The 18,932-nt window shown below is 52.3% G+C and carries 10 protein-coding genes; 2 read left to right on the top strand and 8 right to left on the bottom strand.

Annotated elements, in window-relative coordinates:
• Window positions 1-35: 35 nt before the first annotated feature.
• The gene (locus IMCC3135_RS12415) at window positions 36-10,073 is read right to left on the bottom strand and encodes a cadherin-like domain-containing protein (protein WP_088917905.1); all 10,038 of its coding nucleotides are present in this window, start codon (window positions 10,071-10,073) and stop codon (window positions 36-38) included.
• Window positions 10,074-10,259: 186 nt separating this feature from the next.
• Between IMCC3135_RS12415 and IMCC3135_RS12410 the strand changes: the two genes are divergently transcribed.
• A complete protein-coding gene (locus IMCC3135_RS12410) occupies window positions 10,260-11,624 on the top strand; it encodes an alpha/beta hydrolase family protein (RefSeq protein WP_088917904.1) in 1,365 nt (454 codons plus the stop codon).
• Window positions 11,625-11,760: 136 nt separating this feature from the next.
• Here IMCC3135_RS12410 and IMCC3135_RS12405 read toward each other — a convergent pair whose 3' ends face one another.
• The 4 genes from IMCC3135_RS12405 to IMCC3135_RS12390 form a co-directional block, all read right to left on the bottom strand.
• Window positions 11,761-12,258 carry a GNAT family N-acetyltransferase gene (locus IMCC3135_RS12405; RefSeq protein ID WP_088917903.1) on the bottom strand — a complete coding sequence of 166 codons (498 nt, stop codon included), beginning with the start codon at window positions 12,256-12,258 and terminating at the stop codon, window positions 11,761-11,763.
• On the bottom strand, window positions 12,258-13,112 hold the full coding sequence (locus IMCC3135_RS12400) for a crotonase/enoyl-CoA hydratase family protein (protein ID WP_088917902.1): 855 nt from the start codon (window positions 13,110-13,112) through the stop codon (window positions 12,258-12,260). Before IMCC3135_RS12400 ends, IMCC3135_RS12405 begins: the two co-directional genes overlap by 1 nt.
• Window positions 13,113-13,214: 102 nt before the next feature.
• Entirely contained in the window at window positions 13,215-13,769 is a 555-nt protein-coding gene (locus IMCC3135_RS12395; RefSeq protein WP_157735944.1) for a flavin reductase family protein, read from the bottom strand.
• Window positions 13,769-14,926, bottom strand: coding sequence for an LLM class flavin-dependent oxidoreductase (locus IMCC3135_RS12390; protein WP_088917900.1), 1,158 nt, complete (start codon window positions 14,924-14,926; stop codon window positions 13,769-13,771). Before IMCC3135_RS12390 ends, IMCC3135_RS12395 begins: the two co-directional genes overlap by 1 nt.
• Window positions 14,927-15,022: 96 nt before the next feature.
• On the opposite strand from IMCC3135_RS12390, the gene IMCC3135_RS12385 reads away from it, so the two are divergent.
• Window positions 15,023-15,733, top strand: a complete 711-nt coding sequence (locus tag IMCC3135_RS12385) for a GntR family transcriptional regulator (RefSeq protein WP_205738016.1) — start codon at window positions 15,023-15,025, stop codon at window positions 15,731-15,733.
• Between the two features lie 73 nt (window positions 15,734-15,806).
• Here the strand turns inward: IMCC3135_RS12385 and IMCC3135_RS12380 are convergent, their stop codons facing one another.
• Genes IMCC3135_RS12380 through IMCC3135_RS12370 form a run of 3 tightly spaced genes read right to left on the bottom strand, consistent with a single transcriptional unit; the run spans window position 15,807 to window position 18,366 of the window.
• The gene (locus IMCC3135_RS12380) at window positions 15,807-16,652 is read right to left on the bottom strand and encodes a PA4780 family RIO1-like protein kinase (protein WP_088917898.1); all 846 of its coding nucleotides are present in this window, start codon (window positions 16,650-16,652) and stop codon (window positions 15,807-15,809) included.
• Between the two features lie 2 nt (window positions 16,653-16,654).
• A complete protein-coding gene (locus IMCC3135_RS12375; protein WP_088917897.1) occupies window positions 16,655-16,993 on the bottom strand; it encodes a zinc ribbon domain-containing protein YjdM in 339 nt (112 codons plus the stop codon).
• Window positions 16,990-18,366: a DEAD/DEAH box helicase gene (locus tag IMCC3135_RS12370; protein WP_088917896.1), complete on the bottom strand. Its 1,377-nt coding sequence runs from the start codon at window positions 18,364-18,366 to the stop codon at window positions 16,990-16,992. The genes IMCC3135_RS12375 and IMCC3135_RS12370 overlap by 4 nt, the downstream gene beginning before the upstream one ends.
• Window positions 18,367-18,932 lie beyond the last annotated feature (566 nt).

The raw sequence follows: 18,932 nt of genomic DNA, 5'->3' as shown, positions 1-18,932 counted from the left end.
TATACCTATCAGCTTGAACAGTGAAACTCCCCGGACTATTTACCAGCGTCCTGACTGACAATGGATGCCAGCGTTTCCCCATCTGAATCTGAGCCGCTTCCCATGGAATTCAGAATCGGTAACGGATCGACAAAGCGCCATGCGGGCAGTGAACTCAGCATGCTACTGACGATTGCGCCACCACGAATCAGATAAATCAGATAACCCACAGACAAACCCGAGCTCAACGTGATTGATGAGCCAACCACCGCGGTGTTGAAATTTTCACGCGACTCCATCTGCTCACGCTGCTTTTCAAACTCCTTCGCCAGCTCTGCAAGGGTCTGAACATCCTGACGTTCGGCAAATGAAAAAAGGTCATTCAGATTTATTGCCCCATTAAAAACATTCGATATGGAGGGCTTGGCTAGATCCACGCGCTTGCTGGTAAATGCGTCACCGATCTGCTCGGATATAACCCGAGTGTCGCGAATACTCTGAATACGATCTGACAAGCCTTCCACAGAGACAGGATCCACATCTACTATCAAGGGGATGAGCCGGGTAGCAGATACTCCCACAGCTGCAATCAGGTTGCTGGCATCATCCCTGGCCGGACTATCGGTTGACCGAATACTCTTTGAACTTTCCACGCTCACATTGGAGGCCAGTTCATCCAGGTCGAGCGGAGCACTCACCAACGACCGTTCAGGCTCCTCCGGGGTTGGTTCGACCGTCGGGTTAGCGGGCGCGACAACAGGCAGTGGCAAATGCAGATCAAGGAACAGCTGTGCCACTCCGCCGCGCCCATCAGTGGCTGTCAATACAACTGCCTGGGTGGACACATTCTCTGGAATCTCACCCAGTGACAATGTTGAGCCCTGCTCGTTAAATACAATCCAGTCCGGCAAGTCCTCGCCGGACGCCAACTTCCAGGTATATTGCAGAACATCACCATCCTGATCTGAAAACCAGTCAGCTGGAATCAGATTAAGCGATTCGCCTTCCAGAGTTAAATCTCTGATCTCAGTGTCCAGCACGGGGCTATCATTGTCATCTTCCACCTGAACTGGCAATTCGCTGGTGATCAAATCACCTGACCCGTCACTGGCTGTAATCGTCAGCACGAATTCTGGCTCTGACTCATAATCCAGACTGATGTCCGGCTTCAGACTAAGCTTGCTGTCTGCTATCTGAAAGCGTGGATCATTAAGGCTCACAGTTACAATGTCAGCGCTGTCAGGATCATTCGCATTGATCGTTGTCAGAAAAGCACCCTTCTGATTTTCTACAACGGTTGCCACCTTACCGACACTCACAGTTGAGGGTTGATTAATATCGTTAACTGTCAACACGAAGTCAATGGGCGCAGAAACAGCACCATGAGTGTCTATTGCCTGCACCCGCAACTCGACCTCCCCCGTGTCAGCGTCTCCCGGAGTCCCTGAAAACGTGCGATCTGTACTGTCAAAGGAAAGCCATTGCGGAATGGGAGACCCATCAACCATTGATGTCTGCCAGATGAGCGAATCATCTGGCGTGTCGCTGAACAGATCACTATCGAGCGATAAGGTGAATGCCTGCAATTCCGTCGTTACCTGTGAGTCGATGCTGCCATTTGTTACCGGAGTAGTATTACCGGAAATAAATATACTGACTACGGCCGGCGCCGATGCATTCCCCCCTTCATCGATGATCGAATAAGTAAAACTATCTCTAAAAGTTTCACTACCATCATGCTGATAATTGAACGTGCCGTTAGTATCGATGCTGACAGTGCCATGCGAGGCCGTTGTTTCCAGACGTGTCGCCAGTGTTCCGACAGGCTCATCGCCATCAGATGCATCTTGCAGCAATGTCACTGAACCTGTCTCCAGCTGAGACATGAGTGCTCCCCGGTTGCCTGAGAGCATATGATCAGTAGCGACCGGAGCCTGATCATGAACGGGGCTTATCGAGAAAACCAGCGTCTCTGTCGGTAGCTGGCTCGTAGCATCCGATACGCTGAAGCCAACACTTGCCTCCATGGAGGGTTCAGATCCATCGTGCTTGAAGGAGACGCGACCAGCAACAAGTTCGTCATAGAAGAACGTCTCAGCAATGACCTCATCGACAAGTAATTGTCCGGAGTTTACAGCTGCGATCGTAAACCTGATGTCGGAATTGCTGGTATCAACATCCTTTACCAGAATGTGATCTGTCGATAGCGTGATCTGGCTGCCTTCTTCAAGAGACACATTCTCAGCCAGAGTCAATATGGGGGCATCGGGCACATCAGTAAACGTCAACTCAAAGGTCTGGTTGTCTATCGTCGTACTGCCATCGCTCACCGAAAACCGGAAACTCTCGATCCAGTTTGACTCGACTCCCTCATGGGTCCCCGCATCCCGATAATAAACTCGATCATTATCCAGGTCGTCCTGGCTGAAGAAGCTCTGATCATTGCCGCCTACAATCAGCATGCCAGTACTGGGCAACCCCGAGGCAGTATAAAGAATGTCGGCTGGTGCCGTATCGACATCCGTGTATTTCAGCTCATTGCTGGTCAGCAGTTTGTTCTCGCCTTCCAGCAGCGTCGCCCCGTTATTGTTAATCTTGACGAGTTCATCAGGCACATTCGTGAATCTCAGCTCGAAACTCTGATCACTGATCGTACTGTCACCATCGCTGACCGAGAAAGTAAAGCTCTGGGTCCAGGCTGACTCCTCGCCGATATGCATTCCATCATCGCGGTAGTAGACAAGATCGTTATCCAGATCATCCTGGCTGAAGAATGTCTGCTCACTTCCATTGACCCACAAACTACCGCTTGTCGGTAATCCTGTGACCACATAGCTGATACTGGCCGCCGCCGTATCGTCGTCTGTGTATAGTAAATCAAGCGCTGTCAGAAGTTTGTTCTCACCCTCCAGCAGTGCAAGCCCATTATTGTTGAGTTCGACGGGCTCATCAGGCACATTCGTGAATCTCAGTTCGAAGCTCTGATCACTGATCGTGTTGTCACCATCACTGAGCGAGAAGGTAAAGCTTTCGGTCCAGGCTGACTCCTCGCCGATATGCGATCCATCATCGCGGTAGTAGACAAGATTATTATCCAGTTCATCTTGGCTGAAGGTATTCTGTTGGCTACCATCGACCCACAAACTACCTCCCGGTGGCAATCCTGTCACGACATAGCCGACATCAGTTACCGCCGTATCCACATCCGTGTATTCCAGCTCATTGCGGGTCAGCAGTTTATCCTCACCCTCCAGCAGCGCAAGCCCGTTATTGTTGAGTTCGACAGGCGCATCAGGCACATCCGTGAATCTCAGCTCGAAGCTCTGATCACTGATCGTGTTGTCACCATCACTGAGCGAGAAGGTAAAGCTTTCGGTCCAGCTCGACTCTTCACCGGCGTGCGTGCCGTCATCGCGGTAGTAGACAAGTTCGTTATCCAGATCTTCCTGGCTGAAAAAGCTCTGCTCAATACCAGCAACGATCAGTCTGCCAGTGCCGGGCAAGCCTGATGCGGTATAAAGAATGTCGGCCGATGCCGTATCGACATCCGTGTATTCCAGCTCATTGCGGGTTAGCAGCTTGTTCTCACCCTCCAGCAACGCAAGCCCGTTATTGTTGAGTTCGACGGGCTCATCAGCCACATTCGTGAATCTCAGCTCGAAGCTCTGATCGCTGATTGTGCTGTCACCATCGCTGACCGAGAAGGTAAAGCTTTCGATCCAGCTTGACTCCTCACCGACGTGCGTGCCGTCATCGCGGTAGTAGACAAGATCGTTATCCAAGTCATCCTGGCTGAAGAAATCCTGCTCACTTCCGTTGACCCACAAACTACCGCTTGTCGGTAATCCTGAGGCGATATAACTAATGTTGACCGAGGCCGTATCATCATCCGTGTAATGCAGCTCATTGCTACTCAGCAGCTTGTTCTCACCTTCCAGCAGTGCAAGCCCGTTATTGTTGAGTTCGACAGGCGCATCAGGCACATCCGTGAATCTCAGCTCGAAGCTCTGATCGCTGATTGTGCTGTCACCATCGCTGACCGAGAAGGTAAAGCTTTCGATCCAGCTTGACTCCTCACCGACGTGCGTGCCGTCATCGCGGTAGTAGACAAGATCGTTATCCAAGTCATCCTGGCTGAAGAAATCCTGCTCACTTCCGTTGACCCACAAACTACCGCTTGTCGGTAATCCTGAGGCGATATAACTAATGTTGACCGAGGCCGTATCATCATCCGTGTAATGCAGCTCATTGCTACTCAGCAGCTTGTTCTCACCTTCCAGCAGTGCAAGCCCGTTATTGTTGAGTTCGACGGGCTCATCAGCCACATTCGTGAATCTCAGCTCAAAGCTCTGATCGCTGATCGTGCTGTCACCATCGTCGACCAGAAAGGTAAAGCTCTCCGTCCAGCTCGACTCCACTCCTGTATGCGTGCCGTCATCACGGTAGTAAACAAGTTCGTTATTCAAGTCTTCCTGACTGAAGAAGCTCTGCTCAATGTCGTCTACTATCAATGTGCCAGTGCTGGGCAATCCTGATGCAATATAAAGAATATCAGCCGGTGCCGTATCGACATCCGTGTATTCCAGCTCATTGCGGGTCAGCAGTTTGTTCTCACCCTCCAGCAGCGCAATTCCGTTATTGTTGAGTTTGACCGGCGCATCAGGCACATCCGTGAATCTCAGCTCGAAGCTTTGATCAGTGATCGTGTTATCACCATCGCTGACCGAGAAGGTAAAGCTTTCGGCCCAGCTCGACTCCACCCCGGCATGTGTGCCATCGTCACGGTAGTAGACAAGTTCCTTATCCAGATCTTCCTGACTGAAGAAGCTCTGCACACTGCCGTCTACAATCAGTGAGCCAGTGCTGGGCAACCCGGATGCGGTATAAAGAATGTTGGCTGGTGTCGTATCATCATCCGTGTATTCCAGCTCATTGCGGGTCAGCAGTTTGTTCGCCCCCTCCAGCAGTGCAAGCCCGTTATTGTTGAGCTTGACCGGCGCATCAGGTACATTCGTGAGTCTCAGCTCGAAGCTCTGATCACTGATCGTGTTGTCACCATCAGTGATCGAGAAGGTAAAGCTTTCGGTCCAGCTGGACTCCGGCCCGGTTTGCGTACCGTCATCGCGGTAGTAAACAAGTTCCTTATCCAGATCGTCCTGGCTGAAGAAACTCTGCACACTGCCGTCTACAATCAGTTCTCCAGTACTGGGCAACCCGGATGCGGTATAAAGAATATCGGCTGCTGCCGTATCAACATCCGTGTATTCCAGCTCATTGCGGGTCAGCAGCTTGTTCTCACCTTCCAGCAGCGCGACTCCGTTATTGTTGAGTTTGACCGGTGCATCAGGCACATCCGTGAATCTCAGCTCGAAACTCTGACCACTGATCGTGTTGTCACCATCCTCGACCGAGAAGGTAAAGCTCTCCGTCCAGCTCGACTCCACCCCTTCATGGGTTCCCTCATCGCGGTAATAAACCCGATCATTATCCAGATCATCCTGACTGAAGATATTCTGCTCGATACCGGCTACGATCAATGTGCCAGTGCCGGGTAATCCTGATGCGGTATAAAGAATGTCAGCCGGCGCCGTATCATCGTCCGTATATTGTAGATCTAGCGCTGTCAGCAGCTTGTTCTCACCCTCCAGCAGTGCAAGCCCGTTATTGAAGAGCTCGACGGGGGCATCAGGCACATCCGTGAACCTCAGCTCGAACGTTTGATTGTTGATGGTCGTGTTGCCATCACTGACCGAAAAGTGAAAAATCTCGCTCCAACTAGACTCTACCCCGACATGATTTCCCGCGTCACGATAGTACACCTGCCCATTATCCAGATCCTCCTGGGAAAAGGAGTTCTGCTCGACCCCCCCTACGACAAACGTACTATTGTCCGTCAGATCAAAAGCGGAATAAAGAATGTCAGCCGTGGCCGTATCGTTATCCCGAAATTCCAGTTCGGTTTTCGTCAGCAGTTTATGCTCATTTTCCAACAGATCCAGACCAATATTGGTACTCAGAACCGGAGCATCTGATACCGCCGTAAACCTCAATTCAAACGTCAGATCGTTGATGATCGTCGTGCCATCACCGACCGTGAATCGAACATCCTCGGTCCAATTCGATTCCAGCCCGACATGATCTCCCTCATCGCGATAGAACACCCGTCCCTCATCAATGTCCTCCTGACTGAAGAAATCCTGATCAGTGCCACTTACAACAAATGTGTTATCGCCCGTCAGACCAAAAATGGAATAGCTGATGTCGGCCGTGGCTGTATCGTCATCACGATACTCCAACTGAGAAGTCGTCAGCTGCGTCAGCTCACCTTCCGTCAAGTCCAGACCAATATTGTTTCCTTCCACCGGGGCATCCGGGAAGTTCGTGAACCTCAACTCGAACAATTGATCGTCGATGGTAGAGTTACCATCGCTCACCGAGAACCGGAGATTCTCGATCCATGTAGACTCAACACCTACGTGAGTGCCATCATCACGGTAGTACACTCGATTATTATCAAGATCTTCCTGAGTAAAGAAGTTCTGCTCAGTGCCTGCCACCACAAACGTATTATCACCCGTCAACTCAGCAAAGGTGTAGACGATACTGGCAGCAACCGTATCGTCATCCTGATATTTCAATTCGGTGAACGTCAGAGGCTTGAGCTGGCCTTCCTGCAGGGCAAGACCAATATTGGTTATCGGAACAGGGACATCATCTGAACTTTGACCAAAATCGATTGTTACGGGAATGGTCGACGTTGTAACGCCTTCGCTCGTCACCATCATATTGAAGCCCACCGGCTCAGACTGTTCAGAACCATCCTGCTTGAAAAGCAGCCCACCTGTTTTCAGATCAGCCAATGTAAAAACGGACGTCTCTACGCCATTTAACTCAAGCACTCCAGACTGCAGATTACTTGCCGTGATGGTGATCTGCGCATCGGGAGTATCTCTATCAAAGATCTGCAGTTGATCATTGGTGATGGCGACAGACATGTTTTCATCCACAGAAATGGGCTGGATAGGACCCACCTCTGTCGCATCATCCACATCATTCACGGTGATACTGAATATCTGGTTCGAGAACTCAGACACCCCGTCACTCAATTCAAAGGTGAACGTGTCTGTCCATTCGGTTTCATACCCGACATGCTCACCGTTATTCTTGTAAGTAATGATGTTGGCATTGAGATCCGCCTGAGTAAAAGTAGATACCTTGACTCCAGATTTTTGCACCTCACCCTCTGTAGGCTCTGAGGTTATCGAATACTGCAGATCCTCAGGGTCTGTACCACTGCCTTCGTAAAGCAATACCGATTCGTTAATTGTAACTTCCAAGCCTTCATCAACCTGGGCACCGTCATTGACAACAAGCTCAGGGGCTGCGCTGGTAATAGCCAGATAGGCAATTGAACCTGCATGAATGCCAGAATCATGAAGCTCGTCATATCCATCTGCCAGCACGTCACCGTATGAAATTATTTTGCCATCAGACCCCGTTGTCACGATAAGCCTGTCGTTCAATGTATCGTAGGCGGTGCCCGTCACCGTGGCTATCGATTCGACCGCAGAAACGCCTCCACCAGACAATTCCTGAACACCCACATACCCTTTGTCTGAATCCTCGTCAGTATTGACCCAATACAGACGTTCTGCTGAACCATTTAAAACCAGCGAACTGACGGTGCTTATCTCGGTTATCGCCGATATATCAACATCGGAGGTAGCATCGGTCGTCAAGTTCAAGGAATTGATACTTTGCTTGCTGCTACCAAAACCAAAGAGGCCGCCACTCCAATTCCTTTCCAACCAGTGAGCAGTATTACTCGCCACATCAAACTCCACATCCGACGGCAGTGCGGCTTCGATCAGCGTTTCACTTGAACCATCCGAAAGCTGGAAACGCTTGATTCTGGCTATAAATGACTCTGAAACAATAATATCCCCTTCTGCTATATCCAGTGCAATGCCTCTTGCAAATGATCCCGCCTGAAAATGAGACGTAGCATCACTCCCGTCCAGAGCCGCACTCCAAACGTAATGATCACTATCCAGCCAGTAAAGCCGTCCGTTCTCCGCATCCACCTCAAGATCCAGGATGCTATCGTCAGCTGTAAAAACCGTTTGCGCATGCGTCCCATCAGCATTTGAACGATAGATAATTCCTGCATCATCGCTCCAGTACAAGACACCTCTGACACCCTGAAATTCATGGGCACCTATATCAGGAATGGCATCAATCTCACGACCGGTTGCATCCAGCTGACTACTGACCAACCCACCACGATTGATCAAAGGACTGTCGCTCAGGGGTTGCAGTGTCTTCATGATGCCACCCGAATCCAGCGTCAGTTCAGCGAGCATCGGACTGGCACCTTGTAAATCCGATGGCTTCAGATTGATACCCCCTTCATTCTCGATGAAGTTGAATCCGAGTGATTCAACATCACCAAAAACGTCTTCCTTGTCAGCGGTACCATTTGTCTGGATGTTATCTGCAAGCACGGTATTGTAAAGACTGATCGTGCCAAACCCATGCTCCCGAATGCCACCACCATCATTATTGGCAGTATTATCGACAATGGTACTGCTCTGAATGGTTATGTCACCTTTTGCATCAATAGCTCCACCCTTGTTCGCCTCATTCTTGGATATCGTCACATAATCCAATGTGGAGCTGGAGCTATCACCCTTCTGATAGATGCCTCCACCATCCAAATTTGCCGTATTGTTATCAATGCTCACCCTGGTCAGGCTCATGGAAGAGTTCGTATAAATACCCCCGCCATGACTTTGGGAAACATTGGAACTCAACCTCACGTTTTCAGCGATCAGCGTCCCTTCATTGGCAATACCACCGCCTCTATTAGCAGTAACATTATCGCGGATGATGACCGAATCCAGTCGCACTGTTGATTCAGAATCTATGAATATCCCGCCGCCATCATCATTCGTATCACCACCGGTGATTGTCAGATCTGTCAATGTGATATCCGCATCGGGCAGCGCAGTATTCGAGTCGTGCTGTACTGTGATGACCCGCTCTGTATCCAGTTGGTCAATGATCGTGTTATCTGCCCCCATCCCCGCAATGACATAATTGCCGCTCATTTCCAGATGACCGTTTACCAGGCTATAGGGCGTACCACCACTTAATGAAATCAGACTGACCGACGCATCATTGTTGGCGACCAACACCGCTTCGCGGAGCGATATCTTGTTATCTGCGCCTTTATCGCTCTGCAAGGCTGCGTATGAACTGAGATCCCCCGCATCAACCAGATCCACAGTCGTTGTCACAATGATACTTTCAAGAGTACCTTGCCAGTCGTCAAGCACAACGCTATCCAGGAGCGCGGTATTGATTACGCCAGAGCGCCACTCCAGTTCCCAGTTACCACCTCTGTCAGCGTGTCCGGTAATGTCATCACTGGCTGCCACATCGGCCTGTGTCAGTTCGGCCAACTCACTCAGAAATGTCTGCCCGGCAAGATCATCTGCGACATCACAGCCGAACAAAAGCAGGTCAGCATTGGCAGATAGTGAGTCTCCCCATGCTTGCATTTCGCTCTCATACAGGCTTAGTGTCTCACTATTGACAACACTACTACCAAGCGTGAACCCAGAGTCCGCACCGTGAGAATAGATCATCACCGCATCCAGTTCCGAATAGGCTGACAAGTAGCTGGTGACCTGCTCAACGCCGTTACTCGAAGAGTCGATGGCGTGAACAACAATACCCTGAGACTCCAGACGACTGCTCAGTCCGTCGAAGTCCACGACAAGCCTGTCGACGAACGCAACGCTGCGAAGTTCCTCGGACTCTGCCACCTCCATACCTGCCGCAAGATCGATAGCAGAGGCATGATCCGACTGCAATTCGTCCTGCAGAGCGCTGCTATCATCAAACGCCACAGCCAGACCCAACGGATGATCCGCGGAGTAGAGCAGTCGTGGTTCCAACGGGTCTATGAGTGCCCTGTGAACCATCATCTTGTCGTGACGAGATTTTCTGGATTTGAATATCACCTGCATCCGACACTTGAGAATGGCGCAGAAACGACTCTGCAGGATGCGCTCCAAAGCCAGCACCATCTACCCTGACTTGCAAGTGATCACTCACTTTAATCATCAAAATGAGAACACGGTCAGACTCGGGAAACCTGAGTTACCCCTAGCCGCGGTGAGCATTGAACGAATGCTGAAAACTTGTTCAGGTCACACTTGTGTCATCGGAAAATGCGTGTAATAGTGATAAGTCAATCACACGAGATACCTCCCATGCTAGCTGTTGGAAGTAGCAGCCCATTTGCAAAAATTGCACTAATGGCATCACTGTTTGTATCACCCTTTGCCACCCTGTCTGCACTTGCAGAAAACAGGATCGATGTACAACTACCGGATGCGCCAGAGCTGGCAGCCTATGGGAATTATGAAGTTGGCACTCGCCCCCTCTACCTGAGCAACCCGGACCAACTCGATGTGCTGGCACTGGATGCATCCGCAGCAGCTCCCGAACCCCTGCCCACCTACGATCGTGATCTCACGATACAGATGTGGTATCCCGCCTATGCGGGTGCTCAAGGCAGCAAAACACTCAAGGCATTCATCAGGGACCCCAACATTGAAGTCGAGCTTCAGGGCCAGGCAACACTCTGGGCTGCACCGATCATCAACGACGGCCCATTCCCTCTGGTCATCATCTCGCACGGCTATCCGGGTAACCGCTTCCTGCTGTCACACCTTGCTGAAAACATTGCCTCCAAAGGCTATGTCGTAGCATCCATCGATCACACCGACTCCACTTATCGCACGCAGGCAGCATTTGGTTCAACACTGCGTAACCGCTCACTGGATCAGTTGTTCGTACTCGATGAAATGGCCAGACTCAACGCCGATACTGGCAGCTTCCTGCAAGGTTTGATGGACACTGACAACACGGCACTCATCGGCTATTCAATGGGTGGATATGGTGCTGTCATCACCGCCGGTGGCGGTGTCACTGCAGCCGCGGTCGACTTCCCGTTCAGTCCTCCCTTCGGTACGCTGGGCATCCATGAAAGCGGTAGCGACACTCATAACAACTTGCCAGATCCTCGTATCAAGACTGCCATCGCATTCGCCCCCTGGGGACGCAACGCCGGCTTTTTCGATGCGGCATCACTGGAAGGTGTACAGATCCCCATGCTGTTCGTCGCAGGCGACGAGGATGACGTTTCCTTGTATGAAAACGGCGTCCGGGCTATCTGGGAAGAATCCGTCAATATAGATCGTGCCCTGCTGACCTTCGAAAATGCCAACCACAATGCAGCGGCCCCTTATCCGGCTCCTGCTGAAAGCTACGCTGTCAGCCCACTGCTCGGATACGCACCCTATGGTCACTATGCAGATGCAGCCTGGGACACCGTGCGCATGAACAACATCGCACAGCATTTCGCGACAGCATGGCTGGATCGTTACATGAAAAACGATGCTGACAAGCAGGTTTATCTGGAGCTGATTCAACATTCCAACGATGGTGTCTACGCAACCGATGACACAGGCAACTTCACTGACGAGCATACCTACTGGGCAGGCTTTCCTGACCGCTCTGCCAAAGGTCTTGACTTCGAATGGTTGAAAGCAGGCGAATCAGTTGCCGAGTAACTATCAGGCCGCTGTATATAAGCCAGTTCTGATTAAAGTCAGATAACAACGTCAGAACAATCGGAGTGTTCATCATGCTCTTTTCAAAACAGCATGCATGAACGCTCCGAGGTCTGACTCACAACCCGGCAATCCCCTACTTTGCCAGCACGTCAAATTCCAGCAAGTGGCCATCATGATCGACTTGCATGCGTTCCAGCAGCTTGAAGCCAAGTTGCTGATAGAAGATTCTGACTGCAGGACGATGAATCGACACATGCGCAAGTAGACGTTCTGCACGTTTATCCAACGCAGATACCAGGGCTCGCCCGACCCCCTGATGCCGAAAGGGCTGCATGACCTCAAGCATGGTAATCAGGGACAAGCCTTGTAACGACCTGAGACTGGCAACACCTACCAGCGTCTCCCCCTTATAGGCTCCTAATACAGGCACCTCCTTTTCCGGATAAAGCTTGCCACTGTCCAGCAATCGCCCCACGAGTAACTCAGCCGTATCAGGCCCCAAGTACTCGGCGTATTGCTCTATCCAAGAAGCGTGTAATCCCTGCAGAACGTCCTTGTCTTCAGGCCACACGATTTGAGACACCGACAGGGACCCTGTGAGTGTTTCGGATGACACATGGAGCCTGCTCATCAGGGTATTTCCAGAGGATCGTCCGCTGCTTGTACCGCCGGCAGAGCGACAAAGTTGCCAGGGCGCTTTTCAGCCTGCGCTGACATCGCCTCTGCCACTTCAGCGTGCTGGAAGTAGCTGGCATTCCACAGCGCAACATAATCCAGGGTGTCTGCCACGGTGTGATCTCTGGCATGCAAGATCATCCGTTTGCAACCATAAACTGCCATGGGGGCCTTGCTGGCGATGCTGGCCGCAATCTTCAGCACCGACTCGACCATCTCCTCCTGACTGTCATAGAGCTTGTTGACCAGGCCGTACTGCAAAGCCTCGTCAGCCCCCATGGGACGACCGGTATACGCCAGCTCTCGCACAATACCGTCAGGCATCAATTTGCAGATCCGCGGAAAGGTCCCCACATCTGCCGTCATGGCAAGATTCGTTTCATAGATAGTGAAATAGGCATCTTTGGTGGCATAACGCATATCGCAAGCGGTGACCAGATCAACCCCGGCACCCACACAACCCCCTTGAATAGCAGCCAGTACAGGAATTCTGGCAGCCTCCAGACAACTGAAACTGCGTTGTAGACGAATCACCGTATCGTGAAACCTGGCCGCGCGTTGTCCGGCGTTGGCCTGCCCCTCGTCAGCCGCCTTGCTGGCGAAGACGGAAACATCCATACCCGTACTGAAATGCGGCCCGGTGGAGGACAAGACAATGGCTCTGGCCTCACCATCCTGCTCAAGCTCGCTCACCAGAGCGGGAAGCTCTGCCCAGAAACGGGCGTTCATGCTATTGCGCTTGTCCGGGCGCGACAGACGGACATGCGCTACTCGATCCCGAAGTTCAACTTCGAAGCTTTCATGGTTCATGCAAGACTCCGCCAAGGATGGTGACTTTTAGAGCCTCCACCATACTACTGATTGTTCAACGCGGGAATGATGGCCCTGTTTCCGGCAAATCAGGGCCTAACCTCACGTCAGACTGGTCGAAAGCTTGTCGAACTCACCACCATAAAACAACAGTGGCGAACCCTCGGATGAAGCAGTTGCCTCGATCAGCTTGCCCACGATAATCAGATGATCCCCACCCTCGTGTATGGCTTGCGTCTCGCATTGAAAATTGGCCACGCAGCCATCAAGCACTGGCAAGTTGGCTTCGCTGCAATGCCAGTCGATCGATTCAAAACTGTACGGGTTTTTTGCAAAATCCAATGCTGTCGATGCCTGGTCTTCACTCAGGACGTTCACCGCAAAATGCGAAGCATCCCGGAACAGTGCACAACGAGCGGACGCCTTCTCGACCGACCATAGAATCAGAGCCGGATCCAGAGACACCGAAGCAAAGCTGTTGACTGTCATGCCAAACGGTCCCGTCGGGCTTTGCACAGTAATAACGGTAACCCCTGTGGCAAAGCGTCCGAATACATGCCGTAAGTCCCGGGAACTACCTTGCTCGGGCGACCATACAACTCCGTTGTCAGCCGACTCTTCAACCAGCTTCAACTCAGCACTCTTGCAAGCAGCCACTAGCGTCGCTCTCCCACACCCAACGGTGTGGCTGGTGTGCTGTCTGGCACTCGACCATGCACTTGTGGCAATGAGCAGGTCTCCAGATGTGGCAATACCAGCTTGCCAAAATAATCACATTCTTCCAGATGCGGATAGCCGGAGAAAATGAAGGCACGAATACCCATGGCCTTGTATTCCTCAATGGCTTCCAGTATCTGCTCGGCACTACCGACCAATGCAGCACCGCAGCCTGAACGAGCACGCCCCACACCCGTCCAGAGACGTGGCTCTACATAACCTTCCTCGTCCGCACTATCTCGGTTTTTAGCCTGATGAGCAACACCCAGAGACGTTGAGTCCAGCGCCCGTTCGCGAATGGCTCGACCCTGCTCGTCATCCAGCTGCGACACCAGAGAGCGTGCAAACTCACGTGCCTCCTCTTCTGTTTCACGTACGATCATGTGCACACGCAAGCCATAATCAAGCACGCGTCCGTACTTTTCAGCACAGGCATTGACGGCCTGCATACGCTCGGCCAGCACTTCTTTTTTCTCGGGCCACATCAGGTACACATCGCAGTGCTCGCCACACAGATCCAGTGCTGGTGGTGAATAGCCGCCAAAATACAACAATGGCCCACCATTGATCTGATAGGGCTTGACCGGATCGGTCGTCAGATTGGAAAAGTCGTAGACCTCTCCCTTGTAATTGATTTCATCCTGGGTCCAGGCCTGCTTCAGGATCTCTACCACTTCTCTGGATCGCTGATACCGATAACTACTCTCCTCCTTCTGCCCCGGAAAATCGGAAGAGATGATGTTGACTGTCAGACGCCCTTGCAACATGTGATCAAGCGTCGCCAGGGTGCGTGCCAGCATGATCGGTTGCATCTCACCGCAGCGAACGGCTGCCAGCATATTGATCGTCTCTGTCAGCGGGGCGTTGCCGGCAACGAAACTCAAGGTGTCCTGTCCAACCTGATAGGATGATGGACACAGGATGTTACGAAACCCAAGCTCGTCAGCGCGCCGTACGATACGCGATGTATTCTCCCAGCTACTGCGCAACTCCCCTTCAGGAACACCCAGGTAGCGGTAATCATCCGAGCACAGGGGGGCAAACCAGGATACTTCTGCTGCAGTCAGAGATTCTGACTTGATCGGAACGACGCTCATTGGAGATCCTGCGTAGAGAACTATGCGCGAATGTATCAATCGTGTATCAATATGTCAAACAAAGTTCAAGCTAGCGTTCACCGAGGATCAATCGCCTTGTCAAAAAACTATCCGGAGACCCTGGGGCGCGTTCCACTGGCGGATCAGATCACCGAAATGCTGGTACGCGAAATAAAGACCGGGATACTGCCCGATGGTGAGCGCCTGCCACCTGAGCGCTCCATGGCGGAACGATTGAACATATCAGTGGGCACCTTGCGTAAAGCGCTGGCAGAGCTGGAAAATCGCGGATTACTGACGCGCGTCCAGGGTTCCGGCAACTATGTGAACAACTCGCTGGATGAGGCCAATGTGTATGCCTTGTTCAGGCTTGAACTGACTACCGGCCCTGCCGCACCCAGCGCTCGGCTACTCTCAGTGGAGCGATTGGCAAAACCTGCCCAGCTACCGCCTATCGGTGATACGGCACATGCATTCCGCTTCCGGCGCATCCGGATTCTGGACACAACAGAGGCCGCACTGGAGGAAATCTGGTTAGATGGGCGGTATGCGGATCAGATCGAGGCCCACACCGTGCCAGACTCTCTGTATCGCTTTTACCGTGACGATCTGAAGTTTCGTATCACTCGTGTAGAGGATCGGGTCAGCGTCGCCCCACTACCTGACTGGGCACCCGACAGCTGGCGTGAACACAACCCGGTATCGTGGGGCTTCATTGAAAGGCTCGCCCGTGATCAGGATGGCCAGCCGGCAGAATTTTCACGCACCTGGTTCCAGCCGGAACAGGTGCGCTTTGTCAGCAGATAAACCCGGCCTCAAAGCTCAGAGTCAGGGCTCACTCGTAGCCCTTCCACTTGATCATTGCGGGTTCAGCGAGCCCTCAGTCTTCGGCCATGCGCTCACGACGTTCCATCTCTTCGCGATAGGCTTCGTCAATTTGCTGTAGCACCGAACCCACATCGATATCGTGTTCTTCCACGATGAATTTGCCGGTCAGCTGCATATCCGGATGCAGAGCGCCAGCCTCATGCAAGGCCCAGAGCTCTTCCGCATAGCGGGTTTGCGCAAGCTCAGGAACATACTGAGCGTAGTAGCGAGTGATGTTGGCCACATCCCGAGCCAGCATAGTGGGCGCGTGATTATTGCCGGCAGCATCCACCGCCTGTGGCAGATCGATGATGACAGGACCATCTTCGGTCATCAGCACATTGAATTCAGACAAATCGCCATGCACCAGACCGACACACAACATACGCAGCACATACTGCATCATGGTTGCATGATCCTGAGCGGCACGCTCGACCGGAATCTGAACATCATTCAATCGCGGAGCTACCTCACCATCGCCATCGGTGATGAGCTCCATCAACAGTACGCCGTCAAAACAACCGAAAGGCTCTGGTACTCGTACGCCAGCATCCCGCAGTTTGTAGAGCGCATCCACTTCGGCGTTATGCCACTCTTTTTCCTGCTGCTCGCGTCCGAAACGTGTGCCTTTTTCCATCGCCCGTTGCCGACGACTATTACGCACCTTGCGCCCTTCCTGATACTGCACAGCCTGCTTGAAGCTGCGAGTGGCAACATCCTTGTAGACTTTGGCGCAACGAATTTCGTCGCCACAGCGCACCAGATAAACAGTGGCCTCCTTGCCACTCATCAGAGGTCGAAGCACTTCATCGACCAGGCCGTCTTCAATCAGTGGCAATATGCGTTTGGGCGTTTTCACGACTAGACTTTCTTGACAAATTGAGATTTCAGTTTCATGGCACCAATGCCATCGATTTTGCAATCGATGTCATGGTCACCTTCAACCAGGCGAATGTTCTTGACCTTGGTCCCCACCTTGACAACCGATGAAGATCCCTTGACCTTAAGGTCCTTGATGACCGTCACCGTATCACCATCTGACAACACGTTGCCATTGGCATCAGAAATAACTGATTCATCGGCATCGGTCCGACCACCTTCAGCAGACCACTCGTGTGCGCACTCCGGGCACACGAGCATGGCACCGTCCGGGTAGGTAAATGCCGACTGGCATTGAGGACAGGGAGGCAGTTCGCTCATGCAGTCCTGCCACTGGGCGCGCGCGAGCGTGACCGGCGATTGCGAGATGCTGCCTGACCGTTGGCTGCGTTATTGCCTCCAGCGGAAGAACGATTTCCAGAACGACCCTGAGATCGACCCTGTGGACCGCCACCGCCGCCACCAGCACCACGACCGCCGCCCTGACGAGGTCCTTGCTGACGCCCCTGTCTGATCGGTTCTGCCTTGATGGTTGGATCAGGTTCAAAACCTTCCAGAGCAACGCGCGGCAATTCGCGGTTTATCAATCGTTCGATGTCTTTCAACAACTTGACTTCATCAATACAGACCAGCGATACCGCCTTACCTGACATCCCGGCACGTGCCGTACGTCCGATGCGGTGTACATAGTCTTCTGGAACATTGGGTAGTTCGAAGTTGACGACGTTAGGCAGCATGTCGATATCCAGACCACGAGCCGCTATATCGGTTGCTACCAGCACACGCACTTCGCCGGCTTTGAAACCTGCCAGTGCACGAGTTCGGGCACCCTGGCTCTTGTTGCCATGGATTGCCGCAGCAGACAGTCCGTCGCGTTCCAGTTGTTCTGCCAGGCGGTTAGCGCCGTGCTTGGTTCGTGTAAACACGAGTACCTGCTGCCACTGCTCATCATGAATCAGCTTGGAAAGCAGCTCGCGCTTGCGAACCTTGTCCACCATATGAACTTGTTGTTCGATGCGATCAGCCGTTGCATTCTGCGGCGCCACTTCGACCAGCTGAGGATCGTTGAGCATGCGCGTCGCCAATTGCTTGATCTCTTTCGAGAATGTGGCGGAGAACAACAGATTCTGTCGATATTCGGTCTCTGGCAACAGGGCCAATACGCGCTTGACATCATGAATGAAACCCATGTCGAGCATGCGATCGGCTTCATCAAGCACCAGTATTTCCACGCGGGAAAGGTCGACTGTTCCCTGGTTGGCATGGTCGAGCAGGCGGCCCGGCGTGGCAATCAGGATGTCCACACCTTTTCGCAGCTGACTAATCTGCGGGTTGATGCTCACACCACCGAAAATAACGGCGGATCGGAAGTTCAGATATTTGCCGTAATTAGCAACGCTTTCAGCGATCTGGGCGGCCAATTCACGGGTGGGAGTCAACACCAGAGCACGAACAGGCGGCATGCCCTTGCGACCTTTGGTACTGGTATCGATCGGAGTCTGCGACAGACGTTGCAACAAAGGCAGGGTAAAGCCTGCGGTCTTGCCTGTACCCGTCTGGGCACTGGCCATGACGTCTTTACCAGCCAGTACCAATGGAATGGCTTTCTGCTGGATGGGTGTCGGTGTTTCGTACCCTTCTTCTACTACGGCTCGAAGGACCTCGGATGAGAGGCCCAGTTCTTCAAATGACATGTATTCTTGGTTTCACAAATAAACAACATAGCGCTACCTTAAGGGTGGCACTGACGTTGTTGAGCAAAGGAGACTGCAAAGGCTAACTTCTGGCAAAGCAGTCGGAGCGTGTGCGCTCAGGAAGTTGACGGAGTCCAGTTGTCGAAAAACAGCTCCACAAGCGCTGCCGGCTGAATGGAACACAGGCCGGCAATAGTCCCATTGTATAGCCCACGGGGCTTTACTGTCACACTTTATGCCACTTGGCTCTTGCATCTGTTAGCCAGCGCAGGAAACCGGACAACAAGGTAGCAGCCAGCAACGGCCTGCATGGCAGCGACGCCAGGCTGGATGTATTCGAGGTAATTCATGCTCCACGCAGGTCGCGCCAGAACACCGGACGAACGATCAATTATGCTGAAAAACCCTTGAATACAAGGCAATAGAACGGGTAGAACACCTACAGGGCTTACCTCACTGACGAGCAGATTGAACAAAACTCAGTAGCAAACCCAGCAACGCCAGCGTTCCCCTGACTGACACTCTGGAGGCCTGACTGCACCTATACAGGGCACATGACTTTAGAC

Origin of the sequence: Granulosicoccus antarcticus IMCC3135 (genome assembly GCF_002215215.1) — a bacterium.
GTDB lineage: Bacteria > Pseudomonadota > Gammaproteobacteria > Granulosicoccales > Granulosicoccaceae > Granulosicoccus > Granulosicoccus antarcticus.
Note: the sequence above shows the minus strand (reverse complement) of the source record. Positions and strands in the feature narration are given on the sequence as shown.